Annotated in this window: 25 protein-coding genes; 6 read left to right on the plus strand and 19 right to left on the minus strand. The window is 56.9% G+C overall.

Going from position 1 to position 23,185, the window contains the following annotated elements; genetic code table 11:
• Positions 1 to 15 precede the first annotated feature (15 nt).
• Positions 16 to 861: a 3-mercaptopyruvate sulfurtransferase gene (gene sseA / locus L379_RS07000; protein ID WP_017383536.1), complete on the plus strand. Its 846-nt coding sequence runs from the start codon at positions 16 to 18 to the stop codon at positions 859 to 861.
• Entirely contained in the window at positions 861 to 1,631 is a 771-nt protein-coding gene (locus tag L379_RS06995; protein ID WP_017692918.1) for a MurR/RpiR family transcriptional regulator, read from the plus strand. Before sseA ends, L379_RS06995 begins: the two co-directional genes overlap by 1 nt.
• Positions 1,632 to 1,648: 17 nt before the next feature.
• Here the strand turns inward: L379_RS06995 and sseB are convergent, their stop codons facing one another.
• The 11 genes from sseB to trmJ all read right to left on the minus strand — a co-directional run bounded on the left by sseB (position 1,649) and on the right by trmJ (position 10,442).
• Positions 1,649 to 2,425: an enhanced serine sensitivity protein SseB gene (gene sseB / locus L379_RS06990; RefSeq protein ID WP_023325069.1), complete on the minus strand. Its 777-nt coding sequence runs from the start codon at positions 2,423 to 2,425 to the stop codon at positions 1,649 to 1,651.
• Positions 2,426 to 2,566: 141 nt separating this feature from the next.
• Positions 2,567 to 3,853, minus strand: a complete 1,287-nt coding sequence (pepB, locus tag L379_RS06985) for an aminopeptidase PepB (RefSeq protein WP_032654483.1) — start codon at positions 3,851 to 3,853, stop codon at positions 2,567 to 2,569.
• A gap of 61 nt (positions 3,854 to 3,914) precedes the next feature.
• Positions 3,915 to 4,115 carry a Fe-S cluster assembly protein IscX gene (iscX, locus tag L379_RS06980; RefSeq protein WP_003860650.1) on the minus strand — a complete coding sequence of 67 codons (201 nt, stop codon included), beginning with the start codon at positions 4,113 to 4,115 and terminating at the stop codon, positions 3,915 to 3,917.
• Between the two features lies 1 nt (position 4,116).
• Positions 4,117 to 4,452, minus strand: coding sequence for an ISC system 2Fe-2S type ferredoxin (fdx, locus tag L379_RS06975; protein WP_003860652.1), 336 nt, complete (start codon positions 4,450 to 4,452; stop codon positions 4,117 to 4,119).
• Between the two features lies 1 nt (position 4,453).
• Complete coding sequence (gene hscA, locus L379_RS06970; RefSeq protein ID WP_032654486.1) at positions 4,454 to 6,304, minus strand: Fe-S protein assembly chaperone HscA; 1,851 nt, start codon at positions 6,302 to 6,304, stop codon at positions 4,454 to 4,456.
• 14 nt (positions 6,305 to 6,318) lie between these two features.
• A complete protein-coding gene (gene hscB / locus L379_RS06965; protein ID WP_003860657.1) occupies positions 6,319 to 6,834 on the minus strand; it encodes a co-chaperone HscB in 516 nt (171 codons plus the stop codon).
• Positions 6,835 to 6,910: 76 nt separating this feature from the next.
• Positions 6,911 to 7,234 (minus strand): iron-sulfur cluster assembly protein IscA, encoded by a 324-nt coding sequence (iscA, locus tag L379_RS06960; protein ID WP_003860659.1) that lies wholly within the window; start codon positions 7,232 to 7,234, stop codon positions 6,911 to 6,913.
• A gap of 13 nt (positions 7,235 to 7,247) precedes the next feature.
• Positions 7,248 to 7,634 (minus strand): Fe-S cluster assembly scaffold IscU, encoded by a 387-nt coding sequence (iscU, locus tag L379_RS06955; protein WP_003860661.1) that lies wholly within the window; start codon positions 7,632 to 7,634, stop codon positions 7,248 to 7,250.
• A gap of 24 nt (positions 7,635 to 7,658) precedes the next feature.
• Positions 7,659 to 8,873 carry a cysteine desulfurase gene (iscS, locus tag L379_RS06950; RefSeq protein WP_003860663.1) on the minus strand — a complete coding sequence of 405 codons (1,215 nt, stop codon included), beginning with the start codon at positions 8,871 to 8,873 and terminating at the stop codon, positions 7,659 to 7,661.
• 119 nt (positions 8,874 to 8,992) lie between these two features.
• Positions 8,993 to 9,484: a Fe-S cluster assembly transcriptional regulator IscR gene (gene iscR, locus L379_RS06945; protein WP_015572158.1), complete on the minus strand. Its 492-nt coding sequence runs from the start codon at positions 9,482 to 9,484 to the stop codon at positions 8,993 to 8,995.
• A gap of 232 nt (positions 9,485 to 9,716) precedes the next feature.
• On the minus strand, positions 9,717 to 10,442 hold the full coding sequence (gene trmJ / locus L379_RS06940) for a tRNA (cytosine(32)/uridine(32)-2'-O)-methyltransferase TrmJ (RefSeq protein WP_032655674.1): 726 nt from the start codon (positions 10,440 to 10,442) through the stop codon (positions 9,717 to 9,719).
• 132 nt (positions 10,443 to 10,574) lie between these two features.
• Here trmJ and suhB point away from each other — a divergent pair, with 132 nt between their 5' ends.
• A complete protein-coding gene (gene suhB / locus L379_RS06935) occupies positions 10,575 to 11,378 on the plus strand; it encodes an inositol-1-monophosphatase (protein WP_032654489.1) in 804 nt (267 codons plus the stop codon).
• Between the two features lie 61 nt (positions 11,379 to 11,439).
• Here the strand turns inward: suhB and L379_RS06930 are convergent, their stop codons facing one another.
• Both L379_RS06930 and L379_RS06925 read right to left on the minus strand, forming a co-directional pair.
• Entirely contained in the window at positions 11,440 to 12,420 is a 981-nt protein-coding gene (locus L379_RS06930) for a nickel/cobalt transporter (RefSeq protein ID WP_032654492.1), read from the minus strand.
• Positions 12,411 to 13,049, minus strand: a complete 639-nt coding sequence (locus tag L379_RS06925) for a DUF1007 family protein (protein ID WP_023304222.1) — start codon at positions 13,047 to 13,049, stop codon at positions 12,411 to 12,413. Before L379_RS06925 ends, L379_RS06930 begins: the two co-directional genes overlap by 10 nt.
• A gap of 125 nt (positions 13,050 to 13,174) precedes the next feature.
• Here L379_RS06925 and csiE point away from each other — a divergent pair, with 125 nt between their 5' ends.
• Positions 13,175 to 14,452, plus strand: a complete 1,278-nt coding sequence (csiE, locus tag L379_RS06920; RefSeq protein ID WP_032649100.1) for a stationary phase inducible protein CsiE — start codon at positions 13,175 to 13,177, stop codon at positions 14,450 to 14,452.
• Here the strand turns inward: csiE and L379_RS06915 are convergent, their stop codons facing one another.
• Entirely contained in the window at positions 14,453 to 15,592 is a 1,140-nt protein-coding gene (locus tag L379_RS06915; protein WP_032654496.1) for a 3-phenylpropionate MFS transporter, read from the minus strand.
• 172 nt (positions 15,593 to 15,764) lie between these two features.
• On the opposite strand from L379_RS06915, the gene L379_RS06910 reads away from it, so the two are divergent.
• Positions 15,765 to 16,187 (plus strand): DoxX family protein, encoded by a 423-nt coding sequence (locus L379_RS06910; RefSeq protein ID WP_032654499.1) that lies wholly within the window; start codon positions 15,765 to 15,767, stop codon positions 16,185 to 16,187.
• A gap of 53 nt (positions 16,188 to 16,240) precedes the next feature.
• On the opposite strand, the gene glyA is transcribed toward L379_RS06910, so the two are convergent.
• Positions 16,241 to 17,494 (minus strand): serine hydroxymethyltransferase, encoded by a 1,254-nt coding sequence (glyA, locus tag L379_RS06905; protein WP_003860678.1) that lies wholly within the window; start codon positions 17,492 to 17,494, stop codon positions 16,241 to 16,243.
• A 304-nt stretch (positions 17,495 to 17,798) separates the two neighbouring features.
• On the opposite strand from glyA, the gene hmpA reads away from it, so the two are divergent.
• The gene (gene hmpA, locus L379_RS06900) at positions 17,799 to 18,989 is read left to right on the plus strand and encodes an NO-inducible flavohemoprotein (protein ID WP_023304225.1); all 1,191 of its coding nucleotides are present in this window, start codon (positions 17,799 to 17,801) and stop codon (positions 18,987 to 18,989) included.
• 80 nt (positions 18,990 to 19,069) lie between these two features.
• Here the strand turns inward: hmpA and glnB are convergent, their stop codons facing one another.
• The 4 genes from glnB to qseE form a co-directional block, all read right to left on the minus strand.
• Positions 19,070 to 19,408, minus strand: coding sequence for a nitrogen regulatory protein P-II (gene glnB / locus L379_RS06895; RefSeq protein WP_003860685.1), 339 nt, complete (start codon positions 19,406 to 19,408; stop codon positions 19,070 to 19,072).
• Between the two features lie 80 nt (positions 19,409 to 19,488).
• Positions 19,489 to 20,826, minus strand: a complete 1,338-nt coding sequence (gene glrR / locus L379_RS06890; protein ID WP_015572150.1) for a two-component system response regulator GlrR — start codon at positions 20,824 to 20,826, stop codon at positions 19,489 to 19,491.
• Positions 20,823 to 21,575: a two-component system QseEF-associated lipoprotein QseG gene (gene qseG / locus L379_RS06885; protein ID WP_015572149.1), complete on the minus strand. Its 753-nt coding sequence runs from the start codon at positions 21,573 to 21,575 to the stop codon at positions 20,823 to 20,825. Before qseG ends, glrR begins: the two co-directional genes overlap by 4 nt.
• Positions 21,572 to 23,005 (minus strand): two component system sensor histidine kinase QseE/GlrK, encoded by a 1,434-nt coding sequence (gene qseE, locus L379_RS06880; RefSeq protein ID WP_003860691.1) that lies wholly within the window; start codon positions 23,003 to 23,005, stop codon positions 21,572 to 21,574. The genes qseG and qseE overlap by 4 nt, the downstream gene beginning before the upstream one ends.
• Between the last annotated feature and the right edge of the window lie 180 nt (positions 23,006 to 23,185).

Here is a 23,185-nt window from a genome sequence, read left to right on the forward strand (position 1 = left end):
AGAATGGAGGCAACCATGTCCACCTCATATTTTGTCGCTGCCGACTGGCTGATTGAGCACGGCGACGACCCGGAAGTTCAGATTATCGACGCGCGCATGGCCCCTCCGGGCCAGGAGCATCGTGACGTTCCCGCTGAATACCGTGCAGGGCACCTGCCTGGCGCGGTATTTTTTGATATCGAAGCCCTCTCCGATCACACCTCTCCCCTGCCGCACATGCTGCCTCGCCCGGAAGCGTTTTCCGTGGCGATGCGCGAGCTGGGCATCAGCAAAGATAAACATCTTGTTGTTTACGATGAAGGTAATCTGTTTTCCGCGCCGCGAGCGTGGTGGATGCTGAAAAACTTCGGCGTGGAAAAGGTATCGATTCTGGCGGGCGGACTTGCAGGCTGGAAGCGCGACGAACTACCGCTTCAGCAGGGTGACGTCACGCTGCCGGAAGGGGAATTTGATGCCACGTTTGACGCTAACGTGGTCAAGCGCCTGACCGACGTGCTGGTCGTGAGCCACGAAAACACGGCGCAAATCGTCGATGCGCGTCCCGCTCCACGTTTCAACGCAGAAGCGGACGAGCCGCGTCCGGGACTGAAACGCGGACATATCCCGGGGGCGCTGAACGTACCGTGGGGCGATCTGGTGTTTGAAGGCGAGCTGAAAACCACCGATGAATTGCGTGCCATTTTTGAACGTCAGGGCGTGGATTTGCATCGTCCGGTTATTGCCAGCTGCGGCTCCGGCGTGACGGCCTGCGTGGTGATCCTGGCGCTGGCAACCCTTGGCGCGAATGACGTGACTCTGTACGACGGCGCCTGGAGTGAATGGGGTGCACGGGACGATCTGCCGGTTGAACCGGCGAAATAATGGATAACCGCCTGGCAACGCTGTTAACGCGCGGATCGTCGCTGACCCGCGCGGAGTATCGCGTCCTCGCCCACCTCACTGAGCATCCATTGCTGGTGGGCAACATCACGGTGCGCGAGCTGGCGCAGGCGACATTTGTCTCTACCGCGACGATTATGCGGCTGTGTCAGAAGCTGGGGTTTAGCGGCTTTAGCGAGTTTATCTGGCACTGCAAGCAGTTGCTTTCTGACACGCCGCATATCACCGTACAGCCTGAGCAACATGCGGAAATGCCCGGGCTTTTTACCCGGTTCGTTGCCAACTATCAGCAGACCTTCCAGTGGGTCACTCAGGACAAACGCCAGCAGTTTGCCAGCCTGCTGCGCCAGAAAGAGAGCTTCTTTCTCTACGGCGCCGGGTTTTCGTACCTTTTTGCCGAGTACCTGACCAAGAAGTTGCAGGTGCTGGGAAAAACGGCGTTCATCTCCGGGCCGGGAGACAGCCGGAATATTTTTCTCAGCAACGCCGCGCGCTATCAGGTGTTTATTGCCGTTTCACGCAGCGGCGAAACGGAGCAGGTACTGGATAAAGCGCGGATCGCCAAAAACGTCGGCATGACGATCGTCGCGTTTACCCGCGCGTCGGCCAATACGCTGGCGGGTATGGCGGACGTGCATTTTGCCCTCTATGACGAAGCGGTACATTTCGCCGCCGAAGCCGCAGGGGTAACGTCGTTTGAGTCGAATCTGGTGCTGCTGATGGATTTACTGCTGCTGGAAGCAACGGGGTGAAGGTCACCCCGCCGTAATCAGATAATGCGGTTGGTCTTGAGATCGCGCAGGAAGCCGCCCCAGCGACGCTCGTAGAACGGGGTGATGTGCTCGGTAATAAAGTGGCTGATCCCCTTCTCACCTTTCTTCACCTGACAGATATCAATCGGCTCATCGCCCGGCAGGGTGTCGGTTGCCACGCTTCCCGCTGCCTGGATGATCTCGTCGATATCGCCGTCGGCCTCAATCCCTATCAGCAGAACAGGCTTTTCGTCAGCGCTCTCTTTGATGGAGCAGAGAAACGCGCGTTTTACCGGCTTGATGGTTTTAAACAGCGTGGTCAGGGAGTCAATCATCTGCGCGGGCGGCTCGGCCACTTCAGACAGCAGCAGCGTTTCGCCCCCTTCCAGCACCTCCTGAGTGCTGAGCGGGTTGCCCTCGTCACCAATCAGGTGGCTGATTTCGCGCGGAGTAAACTCTTTCCCGGTCGGCAGTTTGGCGTTGAGGAACAGCGTCTGCCCCAGGGTCATTTCGAACAACGTGCGCACCGGCATCACCACGAACGCCTGTTCGTCTTCTACCGCTTCCTGCAAGGCCTCGAGCGAAGTAAAGAACGGGATCACCGAGGTGCCGTCGTCTTTCTCCCAGTGCAGCAGATCCAGCGCGCTGTCTTCGACAACCTGCTCCCCTTCCGCCGCGGTGCCCGGCACCCAGACGGTGGATTCCAGCAGCGTGCGGAAAAAGGCCGGACGGTGGGCGGGTTCGGTCGCCGCCTGCTCCAGCAGGGTTTCTAATTCGTTTTTGGTTTCTGACATAGTTTGGCTACTTCAAAAAACGCCGGGTGGCGCTTCGCTGACCCGGCCTACAAAACCGTAGGCCCGTGCAAGCGCAGCGCCGCCGGGCAATACGATGACTCCGAAGGCGCGCGTAAGCGTAGCGCTACCCGGCAAAAAAGATCACTCAGCCGTCAGCAGGTTCGCCACGGTACGCACGCCCAGACCGGTCGCGCCCGCAGACCACTGCTCAACCGCCGCTTTACGGTAGGTTGCGGAGCAGTCAATGTGCAGCCAGCCTTCATGGTAGTTCTCAACGAAGTGAGACAGGAAGCCTGCTGCGGTGCTTGCCCCCGCCGGGTACGCCGCGCTCGCGGTGTTGTTCAGCTCGGCGAAGTTGGACGGCAGCTGGCTGCGGTGGAACTCGGCCAGCGGCAGACGCCAGAACGGTTCGTTTTCCGCCGCCGCGCTGGCCAGCAGGCGAGCGGCCAGCTTGTCGTCGAAGCTGAACAGGGCGTGATAGTCGTTACCCAGCGCCGTTTTCGCCGCGCCGGTCAGGGTTGCCATGTCGATAATCAGCTCCGGCTTCTGCGCAGAGGCGTCGATCAGGCCATCGGCCAGCACCAGACGGCCTTCGGCGTCGGTGTTCATCACCTCAACGTTTTTACCGTTGCGGTAGCGAATGATGTCGCCCAGCTTGAAGGCGTTGCCGCTCACCATGTTGTCCGCGCAGCACAGGTAGAGCTTCACGCGCTTGTTCAGGCCACGGGTGATGGCGAACGCCAGCGCGCCGGTAATGGTGGCCGCACCGCCCATGTCGGACTTCATGGAATCCATGAACGCGCTCTGCTTCAGGCTGTAGCCGCCGGTGTCGAAAGTGATGCCTTTTCCGACCAGACAGGCAAAGACCGGCGCTTCTTTATCGCCGGTTGGGTTGTAATCCAGCGCCAGCAGGACCGGAGGACGCTCGGAGCCACGGCCCACGGTGTGAATGCCCATGTAGTTTTGCTCGCGCAGGTCTTCACCTTTGGTGATGCGGTAAGACATCTTGTCGCCCGCTACGCCGCACAGCAGGTCAACCGCGCGCTGTGCCAGCTGCTCAGGGCCTAACTCTTCCGCCGGGGCGTTGATGGTGTCGCGCACCCAGTCGATGATTTGCAGGCGGCTTTCCAGCTCTTTCTGACCGGCTTCGTCGAGGTTCGCCCACTCGATTTTGCGGGTGCCTTTCGGGCCTTTGTAGCCTGCCCAGAACGCCCAGCTGCGGTCGGTGTCCCAGCTTTCGCCTTCCAGCGACACATGCTTAATGCCAAGGCCGTCAATTTTACGCGCGGCGCGCTGGATCAGGCCCAAATCATCATTGCCCGTCAGGTGCAGGGTAATACCGTCGTTGTTGATGCTGTAGGTGGCTTTTTCGCCCCAGCGTGCGTCGGCTGGCTGCGTGGAGAGCGTAATCTTCATCGCTTCGGTCATTTTATTTATCCTTATTAGCAACTAGCAAACGGGCCGCCTGAAGGCAGCCCGTTTATGTTATCTATTCTGCTTCATCTAACCAGACTAACAGAATCGCCTCCAGAATTTTTTCATTGGATGCGTTTGGATCGTCGTCAAAATCTTCCAGATCGCAAATCCACTGATGCATATCGGTGAATCGTACGGTCTTCGGATCGAGATCCGGGTTCGCGTCGTAGAGCGCCTCGCCGATTTCACGGCTGTCTGTCCACTTCAGTCCCATATCAATGCTCGCGTGCGTGGTTGATGGTGTAACGTGGGAACTCCACGACCAGATCTTCATCGGTCACCGCGGCCTGGCAGCTTAAGCGGCTGTCGGGCTCCAGACCCCATGCTTTGTCCAGCATGTCGTCTTCGTCTTCGGTGCTCTCTGCAAGAGAGTCGAAACCTTCACGCACGATGCAGTGGCAGGTGGTGCAGGCACAGGATTTTTCACAGGCGTGTTCCACTTCGATACCTGCACGCAGGGCTACATCGAGAATGGTTTCACCGGTCTTCGCTTCCAGAACAGCGCCATCCGGACAGAGGTCCGCATGAGGCAAAATTACAATCTTTGGCATATTAAACCTCGTCCACGGACTGGCCTTTCAGCGCGACGCGGACAGATTTGTCCATGCGGCGAGCAGCGAAGTCCTGGGTTTGTTTATCAACGTTTTTAATGGCTTCTTCTATTGCGTCAGCGTCATTGCCTTCGGCGACTGCGCTTAAGCGCGCGGCAGCGTCGTCAATCACCTGGCGCTCAGCGGCGCTTAACAGCGCGGCATCGGCAGCGAGCGCGCCGTTCAGGCTTTCCAGCACGCGTGCGGCTTCCACTTTTTGTTCGGCCAGCATACGCGCCTTCACATCCTGCTCGGCGTAACTCATTGAGTCCTGAATCATGGAGGCGATTTCGCCATCGGTCAGGCCGTAGGACGGCTTCACCTGGATGGACGATTCCACGCCGGTCGATTTTTCCATCGCCGTGACGCTCAGCAGGCCGTCCGCATCCACCTGGAAGGTGACGCGAATATGCGCCCCGCCCGCCGGCAACGCCGGAATTCCGCGCAGCGCAAAGCGCGCCAGAGAGCGGCAGTCCTGCACCAGCTCGCGTTCGCCCTGCATCACGTGAATGGACATCGCGGTCTGGCCGTCTTTAAAGGTGGTGAACTCCTGCGCGCGCGCCACCGGAATGGTGGTGTTACGCGGAATGACTTTCTCCACCAGGCCGCCCATGGTTTCTAAACCCAGAGACAGCGGGATGACGTCCAGCAGCAGCATTTCGCTGTCCGGCTTGTTGCCGACCAGGATATCGGCCTGGATAGCGGCGCCCACGGCAACTACTTTGTCCGGGTCGATAGAGGTCAGCGGCGTGCGGCCAAAGAATTCGCCCACGCGCTCGCGCACCAGCGGCACGCGGGTTGAGCCGCCAACCATGACCACTTCCAGCACCTCGCTGGCCTCCACGCCCGCATCTTTCAATGCGCGACGGCAGGCCAGCAGGGTACGCTTAACCAGAGGCGCGATCAGTTCGCTGAACTGATTGCGGGTGATCTCACCCTGCCAGCCCGCAACGTTAACCGTGACCGATTGCGCGTCGCTCAGGGCGATTTTGGCGTCGATGGCCGCATCCAGCAGTTCACGCTGTACGCGCGCATCGCTGCGATCGCTGATGCCCGCCTGCTCGCGGATGTAGTCTGCCAGCAGATGGTCGAAGTCATCGCCGCCGAGCGCGGAATCCCCGCCGGTCGCCAGCACTTCGAACACGCCGCGGCTCAGGCGCAGGATTGAGATATCAAACGTCCCGCCGCCGAGATCGTAAACCGCAATCACCCCTTCCTGACCGGAATCGAGGCCGTAGGCAATGGCCGCCGCCGTCGGTTCGTTCAGCAGACGCAGCACATGCAGGCCCGCCAGACGCGCGGCGTCTTTGGTGCCCTGACGCTGTGCATCGTCGAAGTAGGCCGGAACGGTGATTACCACGCCGTCGAGATCGCCGCCGAGCGTCGCCGTGGCGCGCGCCGCCAGCGCTTTGAGGATGTCAGCGGAAACGCGAATCGGGTTCAGCAGACCGGCAGAGGTCGCGATCATCGGCAGGCCGTTTTCGCTGGCCTGTAGCTGATACGGCAGATGCGGGTAACGGGTCTGGATATCAGCCAGCGAGCGGCCCATCATGCGCTTAACCGAGCTGATGGTGTTGGCCGGATCGCGCGCGGCGTTGGTGCGGGCATCAAACCCGACCGCGTGACCCTGCTGCTGGTAGTGGACCACGGAAGGCAGCAGATGGCGCCCCTGCTCGTCAGCCAGCGTTTCCGCCTGGCCGCTGCGCACGGTCGCCACGAGGGAATTGGTGGTGCCCAGGTCAATACCGACGGCCAGACGACGCTGGTGCGGTGCGGCGCTTAAGCCTGGCTCACTAATTTGTAATAAGGCCATAATTGCTTCCGAAATTAAAAATCGAGCAGCTTTTCTTCGAGTTGTTCAGCACTGCTTCGCAGTTTATCGAGAAAACGGAGTTTGCGCACAGTGTCTGCCGCCACGTCCCAGGTCTCGTTGTTCAGTTGCTCCACCATCTGCTGATGGCGGGTATCGAACATGCCCTTTACGCGCGTGATAAAGCTTTCCAGGCGCGCTTCGTCTTTAGCCTGTTCAATTTCATCCAGCTCTTCGCGCAGCTCCAGCTGTTCCATCAGAAAGGCGGTGTCGCGCACGGTATGCTGTTCGCTCGCCAGATCGAAACCGTGAAGCGAGAGCAGATATTCTGCACGCGCCAGCGGATGACGCAGCGTTTGCCAGGCCTGGTTGATGGTTGCGGAGTGTGATACCGCAGCCAGCTGCTCTGCCTGCGTCCCGCTGGCGAATTTATCCGGATGGTACTGACGCTGGAGATCCTGAAAACGGACCGTCAGCGCCTGGAGATCGATCGGGTATTGAGCGGGTAGTCCGAAGAGAGTGAAGTAATCCATAACAATCTCAGGGGTAGCCTGTTAGAACAAACCCCACGCGTAGCAAAGCCACGGTGGGGTTTAGGATGACGCGCGGTTAAACGTGGAAGCTTTCGCCGCAACCACACTCGTCTTTGACGTTCGGATTCGTGAATTTGAACCCTTCGTTCAGGCCTTCTTTTACGAAGTCCAGCTGAGTGCCGTTGAGGAATTGCAGGCTTTTGCCATCGACCACCACCTTCACGCCCTTGTCTTCAAACACGGTGTCATCAGACGCCGGTTCGTCAACAAACTCCAGTACGTAAGCCATACCAGAACAGCCGGAGGTACGTACGCCCAGTCGCAGGCCAAAGCCTTTACCACGGTTCGCCAGAAAAGAGCTTACTCGCGCGGCAGCGCTGTCGCTAAGGGTAATCGACATACTCAAACCTCAATTATTTTGCTTCACGTTTGCTTTTGTAATCCGCAATGGCGGCTTTGATCGCGTCTTCTGCCAGAATTGAGCAGTGAATTTTCACCGGCGGCAGTTCGAGTTCTTCAGCAATATCCGTGTTCTTGATTGCCTGTGCTTCGTCCAGAGACTTGCCCTTCACCCATTCGGTGACCAGGGAGCTGGAAGCGATAGCAGAACCGCAGCCGTAGGTCTTGAAGCGCGCGTCTTCAATGATACCTTCATTGTTGACTTTAATCTGCAACTTCATCACGTCGCCACACGCTGGCGCGCCAACCATACCGCTACCGACAGATTCATCGCTGTTGTCAAAAGAGCCAACGTTGCGCGGGTTCTCGTAATGATCGATAACTTTTTCGCTGTATGCCATGATTGAATTCTCCTTATGTACCGATTAGTGATGTGACCATTCAATGCTGTTCAGATCCACACCCTGCTTGAACATTTCCCACAGTGGAGAAAGGTCGCGCAGACGGCCAATGGAGTTACGAACCAGTTTGATGGTGTAGTCAATCTCTTCTTCGGTAGTAAAACGACCTAAAGAGAAACGGATAGAGCTGTGTGCCAGCTCGTCAGTCATACCCAGCGCGCGCAGCACGTAGGATGGCTCCAGGCTTGCAGACGTACAGGCAGAACCGGAAGAAACGGCCAGGTCTTTCAGCGCCATGATCAGCGACTCGCCTTCAACATAGTTGAAGCTGACGTTGAGGATGTTTGGCGCGCCCTGCTCGAGATCGCCGTTCAGATACACTTCTTCCATATCTTTCACGCCGTCCCACAGACGGTTACGCAGCGTACGCAGGCGTGCCATCTCGGTTTCCATCTCTTCTTTCGCGATGCGATACGCTTCGCCCATGCCCACGATCTGGTGAACAGGCAGCGTACCGGAACGCATACCGCGCTCGTGACCACCGCCGTGCATCTGTGCTTCGATGCGGATACGTGGCTTACGACGAACGTACAGCGCGCCGATACCTTTCGGACCATAGATTTTGTGACCGGAGAAGGACATCAGGTCCACTTTCAGCTGGCTCAGGTCGATAGGCAGTTTGCCCACGCTCTGGGTCGCATCCACGTGGTAGATGATGCCGCGCGCACGGCACATTTCGCCGATGGTTGCGATGTCCTGCACAACGCCGATTTCGTTGTTAACGTGCATGATGGAAACCAGAATGGTGTCATCACGCATGGCCGCTTCGAGCTCTTTCAGGTCGATGATCCCGTTGCTCTGCGGCGCCAGGTAAGTCACTTCGAACCCTTCACGCTCCAGCTGACGGCAGGTGTCCAGCACGGCTTTGTGTTCGGTTTTGCTGGTGATGATGTGCTTGCCTTTTTTCTGATAAAAGTTGGCAGCACCTTTGATCGCCAGGTTGTCGGATTCGGTCGCGCCGGAGGTGAAAACAATTTCACGCGGGTCGGCACCGACCAGGTCAGCAATCTGATTACGGGCGATATCAACCGCCTCTTCAGCATGCCAGCCAAAACGGTGAGAACGGGAAGCTGGGTTACCAAAGTTTCCGTCCAGGGTCAGACACTGCATCATTTTCTCGGCAACACGCGGGTCCACCGGCGTGGTTGCGGAGTAATCGAGATAAATCGGTAATTTCATTGCTCTATAAACTCCGTACATCGCTTCAATGCAAGGAATCAGGCAACCGGCTGGATGTACGACCGAGTACACGGGGCGAGCTAACGCCCCGGCCTGATTCTGAAATACTTATCTTTTTATTACGCGCGCAGTTTAACGTCGATGGCGTCCTGCGAACGGGTGCTGCGCTGTGATTCATGGCTTTGCTGACGACCCGACACGTCCAGAACTTCCTGGTTATTCACCAGTTCACCCAGGGTGATGTTGTTCAGGAAGCCGGTCAGACGGTCGCTCAGATCGCGCCACAGCGCGTGGGTCAGGCACTTATCGCCGCCCTGGCAGCCGCCTTTACCCTGGCAACGGGTCGCGTCGACGGATTCGTCAACGGCGCTAATCACTTCGCCAACCGCAATACTGCCTGCGTCTTTACCCAGCAGATAACCGCCGCCCGGGCCACGAACGCTGGACACCAGTCCATTTTTACGCAGTCTGGAGAACAGCTGTTCCAGGTAAGAGAGGGAGATCCCTTGTCGTTCAGAAATATCAGCCAACGGAACCGGGCCCGCTTCGGAGTTGAGCGCAACGTCCAGCATCGCGGTCACGGCATAACGCCCTTTAGATGTCAGTCTCATGTCTTACTTAACCTCAAACTCGCCCCTGCCCGGGGTTTTTTATTGTAAAATGGGGGTGTTGCATAGCAGGGCCAAGTCTGACATTCCTGACTAAATTGGTCAACTATTTACTTGACTGTTTTAGTCAGGTATTTAACCTTCTGTGCCGTATTTTGCCCGGCGGCGCTTCGCTTACCCGACCTACGGTTTTGTAGGCCGGGTAAGCGAAGCGCCACCCGGCGAACAGACGACACTATTCCTTATTCTTCTGCTCAATCGACGCCAGAATCCCGCGCAGGATGTTCAGCTCCTGGCTTTCCGGACGCGCGCGCGTGAACATACGGCGCAGCTTGTTCATCACCTGGCCTGGATGGCCTTCACGGATAAAGCCGGTTGAGAGCAGCGTCTGCTCCAGATGACCGTAGAAGCGCTCGAGGTCGTCCACCAGCGGGTAGGCCGTATCTTCTTTAGGTTCGACCGGTTTCTCCTGCGTCGCCAGCCATGCCATGCGCACTTCATAGGCAATCACCTGCACCGCCATCGCCAGATTCAGCGAGCTGTATTCCGGGTTGGCGGCAATCGCCACGTGATAGTGGCACTTCTGTAATTCCTCGTTGGTCAGGCCAACACGTTCACGGCCAAACACCAGCGCAACCGGCGCCTGTTCCGCTTCTGAGATGCTTTTCAGGCCGCATTCGCGCGGGTCCAGCATCGGCCAGGGCAGCGTACGGGAGCGCGCGCTGGTCCCCACCACCAGGCTGCAACCGGCCAGGGCTTCATCCAGAGTGTCCACGATCTGCGCATTCCCGATCACGTCGCTGGCGCCGGCCGCCAGAGCAATAGCCTGAGAGTCTGGTTTCACCAGCGGATTCACCAGCCACAGGTTCGTTAAGCCCATGGTTTTCATAGCGCGGGCCACAGAGCCCATGTTGCCGGTGTGCGATGTTTCGACCAGCACGATTCGAATGTTTTGCAGCATAATTTTTAAATGTCTGGATTCAGTGTCTGAAGAATATTCGGGCATATTATCATAAACGAGAGACATAATCCGATCCCGCTGCTATACTCTGCGCCGATTTTCCTGTTCTTTAACATCCAGTGAGAGAGACCGATGCATCCGATGCTGACCATCGCCGTGCGCGCAGCGCGCAAGGCGGGTAATGTAATTGCCAAACACTACGAAACCCCAGACTCCGTAGAAACCAGCCAGAAAGGCAGCAATGATTTCGTGACGAACGTAGATAAAGCCGCAGAAGCGATTATTATCGAAACGATCCGCAAATCTTACCCGCAGCACACCATCATCACCGAAGAAAGCGGTGAACATGAAGGTACCGATCAGGATGTTCAATGGGTTATCGATCCACTGGATGGCACCACCAACTTCGTCAAACGCCTGCCACACTTCTCTGTGTCTATCGCAGTACGCATCAAAGGCCGTACTGAAGTCGCCGTTGTTTACGATCCAATGCGTAACGAACTGTTCACCGCGACCCGCGGTCAGGGCGCGCAGCTGAACGGCTACCGTCTGCGTTGCAGCAATGCACGCGATCTGGACGGCACGATTCTGGCGACCGGCTTCCCGTTCAAGGCGAAGCAGCACGCAACCACTTATATGAATATCCTGGGCAAGCTGTTCACCGAATGCGCGGACTTCCGTCGCACCGGCTCTGCTGCACTGGATCTGGCCTACGTCGCGACCGGCCGCGTTGACGGTTACTTTGAGCTGTCTCTGAAGCCGTGGGACTTCGCGGCGGGCGAGCTGATCGCTCGTGAAGCTGGCGCGATTGTTTGCGACTTCACCGGCGGCCATAACTATATGTCTACCGGCAACCTCGTTGCAGGTAACCCGCGCGTTGTTAAAGCCATGCTGGCAAACATGCGTGATGAACTGAGCGATGCGCTGAAGCGTTAATTCAGTCTGTTAAGCCCGGTGGCGCCACGCTTACCGGGCCTACAACACGCCTCAGATACGGCTAAAACGGCCGCAACCCCCTTCCCACCGGCACCGCACTCATCCACATTGTCACCGCAGCCACCAGCAGAATCATCCCGCCCGCCAGCGCAAGCGTTGTCCAGCCAACCTGTCGCCACAATACCGGCGTTTTATTGCCGCTGAGTTTGACCGCCAGCTGACGGAAGCTGTGTACCAGCAACGCTAAAGACGAAATGGTGAGAGACGTTCCTGCCGCCATCGCCAGCGCGGACAGCATGCCCCAGCCAAACACGCCAATAACCTTACTGAACAGCAGAACCATGATCGCACCCGAGCACGGACGAATCCCCATTGAGAGAACAATCATCAGGCGCGCACGCCAGTCCTCACCGTTCTGTAATTGTTCCTGCGTCGGCAGATGCTGATGCCCGCACCCGCAGTTTTCATGGTGAACGTGATGTGGCGTAAAGGCTTTGAATTTTGGTTTTTGCAGTAACGCGCGCAATTTTTTCAGCGCCCGCCAGCAGAGGATCAGCCCCAGCACGCCTACCAGCGCGTAACTCCCCTTCTCCAGCCAGAAGCTGCTCATATGCAGCTGGCGGGCCGGCAGCTGTAGCAGCGAAAGGACGACCACGACCAGCGCAATCGCCACACCGCCCTGAAGTAAAGAGGACGCCAGCGTCAGGCCGATACTCGATTTCAGCTTCGACGGATGCGTGGCAAGCCAGGTCGTGATAACGATTTTGCCGTGTCCCGGTCCCAGGGCATGCAGCACGCCATAGATGAAGCTGAACGCCAGAAGAGCGCCGCCCGCTTTGGTCGGATTTTCCGCCACGGCTTTCAGCAGACCGCTCATCTGCTGATTAACTTCCCGCTGCCAGAGGATGCTTTTCACCATCACCTGCGGCCATGCCTGCCACAGCCAGAGCGCGCCGCCAACCGCAAACAACAAAAAGAGCGCCAGAGGCCAGAGGTGCAGCCAGCGACGCGGCTTACTGACGGGAGAGGAGATCACTGACATTGTAACGTCACCTCCTGCGCAAACTGTTTACCTAACTCCATGTCTTCGGGGGGCGCATCCTCTTTATCAAGAGAAACGGCAAAGTTCAGCATCTCTTCGCTGGGTTTCGGGGTGTGCACGGCAATTTTGCAGATTTTTTGCAAATTTTCCGGCAGCTGCACGTCGCTGTCCTGGGCGTAATGCATATCGACATAGTAGGTTGGGTCAAACGTGGAAAACCTGTACTTCTGCCCGGCCAGCGGCTGAGGGTGCGCCAGCGGAAGGATAAAGGTCAGCACAGCCTGATGACCGTCGCGGGTCATGCCGTACTCCGTGGGACGATTAAGAAACTTCACCTTTTGTCTGTTGTGCCAGAACTCGGTGAAATAGTGCTGGCCGAGTACGTTGGCCATGACTTCCGCCGCCAGCTTTTTCCAGATCTCATCGCCAGGCCTGGCGTTACCGGCATCGTACAGCAGGTCGGCGGAGGTGATTTCATCCATCGTCCAGCGCATTTTCAGGCCGCTGAGCTGCGTGCCGTCCGTCACCAGTTCGGTTTTCAGGCTGATAAAACTGTGAGGATGTGCGCCGGCGGCACAAGTGAAAACCGCCAAAAATAACGCTACCGCGCTTTGTTTAACTATTTGCATCTGTTCCTCACGTCAAAAATTCTGTGATGTTCGCCAGCAATCCTGAGTGAAAGGCCTGCCGGTGCGCTTTTCAGCGCCCATCCTTTAGCTATTCTTATCAAACATTCACACTGGATACCCGACAGATGATGACGACGCTTGAAATTCCATCTGTGCTTTCCAGTTCGCAGCGCCGCTGCCAGGTGCTTTTGATGCTTTACCTGCCCGATGCTGCCGTCACCGCACAGAGCATAATCGCTGCCAACGGCGTGGACGACGTCATGGCACGGCAAGATATAGCCGAGACGCGCGATGAAATCCAGCGCTATCATCGGCTTGATATCGTCACGCACCATGATGGCTGCTACCGAATTGAGGGTTCCGCCCTGAATCAACGTTTGTGCCTGCTGCACTGGCTGCGCAGGGCGCTTCGGCTGTGTCCACATTTTGTCGCCCAACAGTTTACCCCTGCCTTAAAAACCGCGCTTAAACAGCACGGCATTGCCCGCCCGCTTTATGACGATGCGAACCTTCGGGCGCTTATCAACTTTTGTGCGCGCAAGCTTCAGCGCCAGTTTGAGTCCCGCGACGTACAGTTTTTACAGCTTTATCTGCAATATTGTCTGATTCAGCATCATCTGGGCAATACGCCGGAGTTTTCGCCCGTTCAGCGCAGCTGGACGCAGTCCCGAGGGGAATACTTTACGGCGCAGGAAATTGTCCGCCACTGGAAACGGCGCGTCCCGCAGGGAACGCACAGCGATGAACAGCTGTTCCTGGCGCTGCTGTTTATGATGCTTCGCACACCCGACCCGGTGATGGATAAACACCAGCAGGATCAGCGCCTGCGTCGCGCCATCGTGCGTATGATTGCCCGCTTCCGGGCGCAAACCGGGATGAACTTCAGCGATGAGCAAGGGTTGACCGATCAGCTTTATATTCATCTGGCTCAGGCGCTGGACCGCTCCTTATTTGACATCGGCATCGACAACAGTCTGCCGGAAGAGATCCACCGTTTATACCCCCGGCTGCTGCGCACCACTAAAGAGGCGCTGTTTGAGCTGGAAGCCGAATTTGGTCTGCGATTCTCCGGTGAAGAGATGGCTCTGGTGGCGGTGATTTTTGGTGCCTGGCTGATGCAGGAGACCGACCTGCATGAAAAACAGGTGGTCCTGTTAACGGGGGAAGATAAAGCCTGCGAAGCGTTAATTGAGCAGCAGCTTCGCGAGCTGACGCTGCTGCCGCTCAATATTCGTTATCTTAGCCTGGAGGCGTTTAAGAAGGAGGGCGCCCCCCGCGAGGCAGCTCTGGTCATTACGCCTTATCCAACCGCCTTGCCGCTGTTCTCGCCGCCGCTCATTCATGCCGTTGAGGCCCTGAACACGCAGCAGCAGGAACATATTCGCGTTATGCTCGAATCATAGTTACGAGCGAGCAGCCACCTTTGGGCGGATGACGATGGCAGGTAAAGCGACCAGCGCCATCACCCAGAACACACCGTGCCCCAGGTGCTGATAGAGGAAACCGGCAAATACGGTCATCACCGCAATACTGCCGCCCATCGCCACCGCTGAATAGACCGCCTGAAGACGAATAACGTCCCCACCCTCTCGCGCCGCGATGTAGCGCATCGCCGCCAGATGGCACACGGTGAAGGTTCCGCAGTGCAGAATTTGCGCCACAATCAGCCACGGCAGCTCCGTCGTCCAGCCCATGATGCCCCAGCGCGCCACACCACAAACGGCGGAAAGCAGCAGCAGGTCACGCGCCCCGAAACGACGGAAAAGTTTTTGGCTCAGCGCGAAGATAATGACCTCCGCCACCACGCCGAGCGACCACAGGTAGCCTACCGCAGAAGCCGAGTAGCCCGCCCCCTGCCAGTAGATGGCGCTGAAGCCGTAATAGGCCGCATGTGCCCCCTGGAGCAGACAGACGCAGGCCAGGAAACGCCAGCTTTGCGTCACCAGCGAGCGCCAGGCGGGCCAGCCGGCGCTCTCCTGATGGCGGCTTTCGCCCTGCGGCATTACCGACGGACGCAGCAACATACCGAGCAGCATCGAGGCGATGCCGAGCGTTAACAGCGCCAGAATGGCACGATAGTCATAGAGGCTGACCAGCTTCCCGACCAGCGCAGAGCCGATCACGAAGGCAATCGATCCCCACAGGCGCACGCGGCCATAGTCCATGGTGATCTGCTTTTGCCAGGTGTTCGCCAGGGCATCCGTCAGCGGCACCAGCGGGGAGAAGAACAGATTAAAGCCAACCATTACCACCATCAGCCAGGCAAACTGATGGCTGACCCAGAAGCAGGCCGCAAAGACCAGCGTCAGCAGGGCCAGAATTCGCACCGCTTTAATCAGTAAGGAGGGATCGCTGACGCGGGGCGCAATCAGCAGGCTACCCAGGAAACGTGCCACCAGCCCCGCGCCCAGCAGGATGCCAATGGTCTCAGGCGTCAGACCAATTCCCTTGAGCCAGACGCTCCAGAAAGGCAAAAAAATACCGTAACTAAAGAAATAGGTGAAATAGCTGAGCGCCAGCCAGCGCGTGGAATGCAAGACCATGAATCCCTCCCGAAATGGAGGCGATAGTCTGGCGTTAATCCCTGACTTTAGCAAGTCGTTAGCGCGCTATAAATTAACGATAAATTAACATCATGGACAGCCGGTCGGCGTATGGCGAGAGCGGCAAAATTGTATTACGTTTAAAGAACATCGCCTGAAGAGGTCGTTTGCCATGAACAGCTTACGTTATTTCGATTTCGGCTCCTCTCGTTCTTTCCTGCTTTTAATTGCCCGCATTGCTATTGTGGTCCTGTTTATTATTTTCGGTTATCCCAAGCTGACGGGGTTTAGCGGCACCGTTCAGTATATGACGTCGCTCGGCGCCCCCATGCCCATGCTGGCCGCCATTGTTGCGGTGGTGATGGAAGTCCCCGCCTCGATTCTGATCGTGCTGGGCTTTTTCACCCGCCCCCTCGCGGTGATCTTTGTCTTCTATACGCTGGGAACAGCGGTGATTGGTCACCACTACTGGGATATGACGGGCGATGCGGTTCTGCCAAATATGATTAACTTCTACAAAAATGTGAGTATCGCTGGCGGCTTTATTTTGCTGGCGATTACCGGGCCGGGGGCCATCTCCCTCGACCGACGTTAGCCCATAAAAAAAGGCCGCATGAGCGGCCTTTTTCAGTTCTGCGACGCAGAGAATTATGCGTACACCGGGAAGCGTGCGCAGATGTCCAGAACTTTACCTTTAACGCGCTCGATAACCGCGTCGTCATTGATGTTGTCCAGAACGTCACACATCCAGCCCGCCAGCTCTTTCACTTCCGCTTCTTTAAAGCCACGGCGAGTTACGGCCGGAGAACCGATACGGATACCGGAAGTCACGAACGGGCTCTTCGGATCGTTTGGCACGCTGTTTTTGTTCACGGTGATGTTGGCGCGGCCGAGGGCAGCGTCAGCTTCTTTACCGGTCAGGTTCTTATCAACCAGGTCCAGCAGGAACAGGTGGTTTTCAGTCCCGCCAGAGACCACTTTGTAGCCACGGTTCAGGAACACTTCCACCATCGCTTTGGCGTTTTTAGCAACCTGCTGCTGATAAACCTTGAACTCTGGCTCCATCGCTTCTTTCAGCGCGACGGCTTTCGCGGCGATAACGTGCATCAGCGGGCCGCCCTGGGCGCTTGGGAACACGGCAGAGTTCAGCTTTTTGTACAGCTCTTCGTCACCGCCTTTCGCCAGGATCAGACCACCGCGTGGACCCGCCAGGGTTTTGTGGGTAGTGGTGGTCACAACGTGCGCATGTGGAACCGGGTTCGGGTAAACGCCTGCCGCAATCAGACCGGCAACGTGCGCCATGTCGACGAACAGGTACGCACCGATGCTGTCAGCGATTTCACGCATTTTGGCCCAGTCAACGATGCCGGAGTAAGCAGAGAAGCCACCGATGATCATCTTCGGCTTGTGCTCTTTGGCCTGCTTCGCCATGTCTTCGTAGTCAATTTTACCGGACTCATCAATACCGTAAGGGATGATGTTGTACAGTTTGCCAGAGAAGTTAACCGGGGAGCCGTGAGTCAGGTGGCCGCCCTGCGCCAGGTTCATACCCAGAACAGTATCGCCCGGCTGCAACAGCGCGGTGTAAACAGCGAAGTTAGCCTGAGAGCCAGAGTGCGGCTGGACGTTCGCGTAGTCAGCGCCAAAGAGTTCTTTCGCACGGTCAATCGCCAGCTGCTCAACGATATCAACGTATTCGCAACCGCCGTAGTAGCGCTTGCCCGGATAACCTTCAGCATATTTGTTGGTCAGCTGAGAACCCTGCGCCTGCATTACGCGCGGGCTGGTGTAGTTTTCGGAGGCGATCAGTTCGATGTGCTCTTCCTGACGTACTTTTTCCTGCTCCATAGCCTGCCACAGTTCGGCATCATAATCGGCAATGTTCATTTCACGCTTTAACATCCGCATCTCCTGACTCAGCTAACAAGTAAATTTTTGGCCTGAAAAGGCAGTCCTGTTGGACGACGGGCAACAGTATAACTGAATAGTTCTGCGATAACAGGTCTTGACAAACGATTTTACGCAAACGTTTACCTCCACGCCACGCAAGGGTTTGAGCAATAAAGCTCTCGCCATTTTCAACGGATTTCTTTTCAGCTTTGTGATGCATATTTTTCACGATGCAAAGAACCATTTACATTGCAGGGGTATTTTTATAAGATGCATATAAAATACATCATTAAAGTAACATCAGAAGGAAGCTGCTATGCTCGACGCCCAAACCATCGCTACCGTGAAAGCCACAATCCCCCTGCTGGTTGAAACGGGTCCTAAACTGACCGCCCATTTCTACGATCGCATGTTCGCGCATAACCCGGAGCTCAAAGAGATTTTCAACATGAGCAACCAGCGTAACGGCGATCAGCGCGAAGCGCTGTTTAACGCTATTGCCGCCTATGCCAGCAACATCGAAAACCTGGCGGCTCTGCTGCCTGCGGTGGAAAAAATCGCCCAGAAGCACACCAGCTTCCAGATCAAACCTGAGCAGTACAACATCGTCGGCAGTCACCTGCTGGCAACCCTGGACGAAATGTTCAGCCCGGGCCAGGAAGTACTGGATGCCTGGGGTAAGGCCTATGGCGTACTGGCAAACGTATTCATCAACCGTGAAGCGCAGATCTACAGCGAAAACGCCAGCAAGAATGGCGGCTGGGAAGGCACGCGCGCCTTCCGCATCGTTGAGAAAACCCCGCGCAGCGCACTGATCACCAGCTTTGAGTTTGAGCCAGTGGACGGTCAGCCGGTTGCCGATTACCAGCCGGGCCAGTATCTGGGCGTCTGGCTGAAGCCTGAAGGCTTCCCGCACCAGGAGATTCGCCAGTACTCCCTGACCCGCAAGCCAGACGGCAAAGGCTATCGCATTGCGGTTAAACGTGAGGAAGGCGGTCAGGTATCCAACTGGCTGCATAACGAAGCCAGCGTGGGCGACGTGGTCCATCTGGCGGCACCGGCGGGCGATTTCTTTATGGCCGTTGAAACGAATACCCCGGTGACGTTGATCTCCGCAGGCGTAGGTCAGACGCCAATGCTGGCGATGCTGGATACGCTGGCGAAAGCAAACCACAGCGCGCAGGTTAACTGGTTCCACGCGGCGGAGAACGGTGATGTGCACGCCTTTGCGGATGAAGTCAAAGCGCTCGGAGCGACCCTGCCGCGTTTCACCGCGCATACCTGGTATCGCCTGCCGACGGAGGCAGACCGCGCAGCGGCTCGTTTCGACAGCGAAGGCCTGATGAATTTAGGGCAGCATGAAGGGGCGTTCAGCGCACCGGGGATGCAGTTCTACGTTTGTGGGCCAGTAGCGTTTATGCAGTATGCCGCGAAGCAGCTGGTAGACCTGGGCGTGAATAAAGACAACATTCATTACGAATGTTTCGGCCCGCATAAAGTGCTGTAATCGCCCGGCGGCGCTGCGCTTGCACGGGCCTACGAAGGGTTTTTTAGGCCGGGTACGCGCAGCGCCACCCGGCAAGAATGTTAAATCGCCGCGTCGTCTTCTTCGCCGGTACGGATACGGATCACGCGCGCCACGTCAAAGACGAAGATTTTCCCGTCGCCAATTTTACCGGTCTGCGCCGTGCGGATGATGGTATCCACACAGGTATCGACGATATCATCGCTCACCACGATCTCGATTTTCACTTTCGGCAGAAAGTCCACCATGTACTCTGCGCCACGGTATAGCTCGGTGTGGCCCTTCTGACGACCAAAACCTTTCACTTCAGTTACGGTCATCCCGGTGATGCCTACTTCTGCCAGCGCTTCACGTACATCATCCAGTTTGAAAGGTTTAATAATCGCATCAATCTTTTTCATGGTGGGTCCTTAAACTCTTGCCAGTAAGCAGCCTCGTAATCGGTTGCTCACAGTATCATATTCAGGCGAATTTTGCGGTATTACTCTTTAAAATCGTTCGCTTCCAGCTCGTGGCGTGAGAGCAATTTATAAAACTCGGTACGGTTACGACCGGCCATGCGCGCCGCGTGGGTCACGTTGCCTTTGGTGATTTGCAGCAGCTTACGCAGATAGTTCAGCTCGAACTGGTTTCGCGCTTCCGCAAACGTCGGTAAGGCCGTGTTTTCCCCCTCGAGCGCCTGCTCCACCAGCGCATCGCTGATCACCGGCGATGACGTCAGCGCCACGCACTGCTCAATCACGTTCACCAGCTGGCGTACGTTGCCCGGCCAGCTTGCGGTCATCAGGCGTTTCATCGCATCGGTGGAGAACGCGCGCACGAATGGTTTGTGGCGGTCAGCGGCCTGGCGCAAAAGGTGATTTGCCAGCAGCGGGATATCTTCCGCACGCTCGGCCAGCGCCGGGATTTTCAGGTTGACGACATTCAGTCGATAGTAAAGATCTTCACGGAACTCGTTGCGCGCCATCACCTTGGGTAAATCGCGATGGGTAGCGGAAATAATACGCACGTTGATATCGATATCGCGGTTGCTGCCAAGCGGACGCACTTTTCGCTCCTGCAACACGCGCAGCAGTTTGACCTGCAACGGCGCGGGCATATCGCCAATTTCATCAAGAAACAGCGTGCCCCCCTCAGCCGCCTGGAACAGCCCTTCACGACTGCTCACCGCGCCGGTAAAGGCGCCGCGGGCATGGCCGAAGAGCTCAGACTCAAGCAGCTGTTCCGGCAGCGCGCCACAGTTGATGGCAATAAAGGCATTTTTACTGCGCGGGCTGGCGTTGTGGATCGCCTGGGCCAGGATCTCTTTCCCGGTCCCGCTCTGGCCGTTGATCAGCACGCTAACGTCGGATTGCGCCACCATCCGCGCCTGTTCCAGCAGGCGCAGCATCACAGGGCTACGCGTCACGATGGATTCACGCCAGGCGTCGTCGCCGGATGGCGCCGCATGCTCAAGGGCGCTGTCGATTGCTTTATAGAGAGCGTCTTTATCCACTGGTTTGGTGAGGAAGCTGAATACCCCCTGCTGCGTCGCGGCCACCGCATCAGGAATAGATCCGTGAGCGGTGAGGATAATCACCGGCATCCCGGGCTGCTGCTTCTGGATCTCCGTGAACAGTTGCAGGCCATCCATTTCATCCATGCGCAAATCGCTGATCACCAGATCGATTTTCTCGCGGCTGAGCACTTTCAGCCCCTCCTGCCCGCTTTCAGCGGTGACCACGCTGTAGCCTTCGCTGACCAGACGCATTCCCAGCAGCTTTAACAGCCCGGGATCGTCATCCACCAGTAACAGATGGGCAGGTTTACGGCTTGTCATGGCTTCACATCCTCTTGTTTCGGCGTCTCACTGTCTGGCGTCGTGGCAGAGTTGCCTTTCGACCCATCGGGCAGATAGCTGCCTGCCGGCTTACGCGTCGAGAGCTGTCTTTCGATATCGGTCAGATTTTCGAGCTTGCGGGTGGTGGTTTCCAGCTGCTCGCGCAGCGACTCCTGCTGCTGGCGAAGCGCATCAAGCTCGCTGTCGCTCGACTGCTGCAATTTGCTGTAGCGGAAACGCTCTTCAGACAGTTGTAATTGCAGGGTTTGTCCATCCCGCCAGAGCTGATAGACCGGGCGCACCTGCGGGGGAATATTGATCACGTAAGTATCCAGCCGCGTCACGTTGGCGCGGCGTTCGACTGGCGTGATTCTGGCATCCGCCATCACGATCCCACGTTTAAACGCGTCCTGCCAAGTATCGTCCACCAGCATCGCCGCCTGGGCACGGGCCTCGGCGGGCGCCAGCCGCTGGGCGCAGTCTATTCCGCGCAGCCAGAACAGCGGATTGGATTCAACATCACGCCCCGACAGGTTCCAGATATCATCGCAACGTGTTGAAAGGAAATCGGCCAGCTGTTTTTGCGGCCATTTATCTTCCTGTTTGTGGCTAATTGCACTTTTCGGCGCATGGGTTACACAGCCGGCCAGCAGTAAGCAGGGCAGGCTCAGGCGCACATTTTTGCTGGAAAACACCGCGCGCAGTGCGCGGTAAAAGACATGTGACATACTCACCAGGTTGTTATTCATTTCATTGATTTTTCCGGCTCAAGAGGCAGTTCGATACGAAAACAGACATCGGCGCGTTCATCACTCACGATGTTAAGCTCACCCTGCATGCGTCGTATGCAGTCGCGGGCAATACTCAGCCCCAGACCACTTCCTTTTACCGCACCTTTTCGCTGATGACTCCCCTGGAAGAAGGGCTCAAAGATCATCGTTTTTTCATCATCCGGAATCGGGCTTCCCGTATTCGCTACGTCAATAAATACCCGCGAACCGTTGTTATTGCTTCTGATATAAATGGTACCGGATTCAGTACCATAGTGCACCGCATTGGAATAAAGATTATCCAGTACGCTCATTAACAACATCGGCTCTGCCAGGCAGGAAGGTGCATTGAGATCCACCTGGGTATGCATCATTTTAGCTCTTGCTGGCAGGCTATGGGCGGAGATCACCATGTCCACCAGCGGTTCAATCTCAACGCTTTCAAGCACCACAGCACCATCCGCCAGCTTGCGGTTATAGTCCAGCAGTTGTTCAATAAGTTTTTGTAAATTGCGGCTACTGGCATCCAGAATCGCCACGATCTCTTTTTGCTCAGGGGTTAACGGCCCCGCTACTTCGTCTGCCAGCAGCTCCGTGCCTTCACGCATACTGGCCAGCGGTGTTTTGAGTTCGTGTGAGATATGGCGCAGGAACTGATGACGCTGCGATTCCAGCCACGCCAGGCGTTCAGAAAGCCAGATGATACGCTGACCGACCGAGCGCAGCTCGCGCGGGCCTTTAAAAACAACCGTATCCCCGAGAGATTTGCCCTCCCCCAGGCGGTTAATCATCCGCTGGATCCCCTTTACGGGGCCGATGATCATGCGGGTAAAGAGCAGTACCAGCCCAAGGCTGACGAGGAACAGCACCAGCGCCTGCCAGCCGAAGAACTGGCCGCGCTCGGCAATCTCCTGCTGGAGTTGCTGCCCACGGGAAAAGATAACCGTACGGGTGGACTGCACCATCTCCGTATTGGCGTTCGCGAAGGCTTCAAGTCGGGCGGCGGCGGCAGCATCAGGACCGCTGTTTTTGCACTGGAGCTGCGCCAGATCGTTCAGATCCTGACGCAGCGCCTGATAGAGTTTGTCATCCGGCAAGACCCCGGCATGGGCATCCAGCATTTCGCTGTAGCGTTTACGCTGGTTCTGATAGACCCTCTCCAGCGTGCGGTCGTCCAGCACGCAGTACTGGCGATAGCTACGCTCCATCTCCAGCGCGGCGTTGGTCATTGCCTCGCTACGGCGGGCATCAATAAGCGTGGTGCGGTTAGTCAGGGCCGCCTGGGCACTTAACGCATTCAGGCTTTGCCATGCCTGCCACGCCAGAACCAGCAAAGGTAGCAGGATCAGCAGGAAGGCCATCATAACGAGCTGTCGCAGGGAGCGAGGGAAAGCGGGCCAGCGTTTCAACACATTACTCTCATCATCCGGGTTTGAGGAGAGCGTAACTGAGTCTGCCCTTCAGATACAACAAAGCCGGGTAAAAACCCGGCTTTGTCATGGAATAAGGCGGTGCCTAACTCGACGTTTCGCCCTGGCCTGATAAAGCATTGCAATAATCAGTAGTTGGACGGCAGGCACCTTTTTGTG

It is taken from the genome of Enterobacter sp. MGH 33, assembly GCF_000534535.1.
In the GTDB taxonomy this organism is placed as follows: domain Bacteria; phylum Pseudomonadota; class Gammaproteobacteria; order Enterobacterales; family Enterobacteriaceae; genus Enterobacter; species Enterobacter hormaechei_C.

Coding starts and splice junctions, on each gene's coding strand:
- sseA (WP_017383536.1), top strand. CDS start 16: ATGTCCACCTCATATTTTGTCGCTGCCGACTGGCTGATTGAGCACGGC.
- L379_RS06995 (WP_017692918.1), top strand. CDS start 861: ATGGATAACCGCCTGGCAACGCTGTTAACGCGCGGATCGTCGCTGACC.
- sseB (WP_023325069.1), bottom strand. CDS start 2,425: ATGTCAGAAACCAAAAACGAATTAGAAACCCTGCTGGAGCAGGCGGCG.
- pepB (WP_032654483.1), bottom strand. CDS start 3,853: ATGACCGAAGCGATGAAGATTACGCTCTCCACGCAGCCAGCCGACGCA.
- iscX (WP_003860650.1), bottom strand. CDS start 4,115: ATGGGACTGAAGTGGACAGACAGCCGTGAAATCGGCGAGGCGCTCTAC.
- fdx (WP_003860652.1), bottom strand. CDS start 4,452: ATGCCAAAGATTGTAATTTTGCCTCATGCGGACCTCTGTCCGGATGGC.
- hscA (WP_032654486.1), bottom strand. CDS start 6,304: ATGGCCTTATTACAAATTAGTGAGCCAGGCTTAAGCGCCGCACCGCAC.
- hscB (WP_003860657.1), bottom strand. CDS start 6,834: ATGGATTACTTCACTCTCTTCGGACTACCCGCTCAATACCCGATCGAT.
- iscA (WP_003860659.1), bottom strand. CDS start 7,234: ATGTCGATTACCCTTAGCGACAGCGCTGCCGCGCGAGTAAGCTCTTTT.
- iscU (WP_003860661.1), bottom strand. CDS start 7,634: ATGGCATACAGCGAAAAAGTTATCGATCATTACGAGAACCCGCGCAAC.
- iscS (WP_003860663.1), bottom strand. CDS start 8,873: ATGAAATTACCGATTTATCTCGATTACTCCGCAACCACGCCGGTGGAC.
- iscR (WP_015572158.1), bottom strand. CDS start 9,484: ATGAGACTGACATCTAAAGGGCGTTATGCCGTGACCGCGATGCTGGAC.
- trmJ (WP_032655674.1), bottom strand. CDS start 10,442: ATGCTGCAAAACATTCGAATCGTGCTGGTCGAAACATCGCACACCGGC.
- suhB (WP_032654489.1), top strand. CDS start 10,575: ATGCATCCGATGCTGACCATCGCCGTGCGCGCAGCGCGCAAGGCGGGT.
- L379_RS06930 (WP_032654492.1), bottom strand. CDS start 12,420: ATGTCAGTGATCTCCTCTCCCGTCAGTAAGCCGCGTCGCTGGCTGCAC.
- L379_RS06925 (WP_023304222.1), bottom strand. CDS start 13,049: ATGCAAATAGTTAAACAAAGCGCGGTAGCGTTATTTTTGGCGGTTTTC.
- csiE (WP_032649100.1), top strand. CDS start 13,175: ATGATGACGACGCTTGAAATTCCATCTGTGCTTTCCAGTTCGCAGCGC.
- L379_RS06915 (WP_032654496.1), bottom strand. CDS start 15,592: ATGGTCTTGCATTCCACGCGCTGGCTGGCGCTCAGCTATTTCACCTAT.
- L379_RS06910 (WP_032654499.1), top strand. CDS start 15,765: ATGAACAGCTTACGTTATTTCGATTTCGGCTCCTCTCGTTCTTTCCTG.
- glyA (WP_003860678.1), bottom strand. CDS start 17,494: ATGTTAAAGCGTGAAATGAACATTGCCGATTATGATGCCGAACTGTGG.
- hmpA (WP_023304225.1), top strand. CDS start 17,799: ATGCTCGACGCCCAAACCATCGCTACCGTGAAAGCCACAATCCCCCTG.
- glnB (WP_003860685.1), bottom strand. CDS start 19,408: ATGAAAAAGATTGATGCGATTATTAAACCTTTCAAACTGGATGATGTA.
- glrR (WP_015572150.1), bottom strand. CDS start 20,826: ATGACAAGCCGTAAACCTGCCCATCTGTTACTGGTGGATGACGATCCC.
- qseG (WP_015572149.1), bottom strand. CDS start 21,575: ATGAATAACAACCTGGTGAGTATGTCACATGTCTTTTACCGCGCACTG.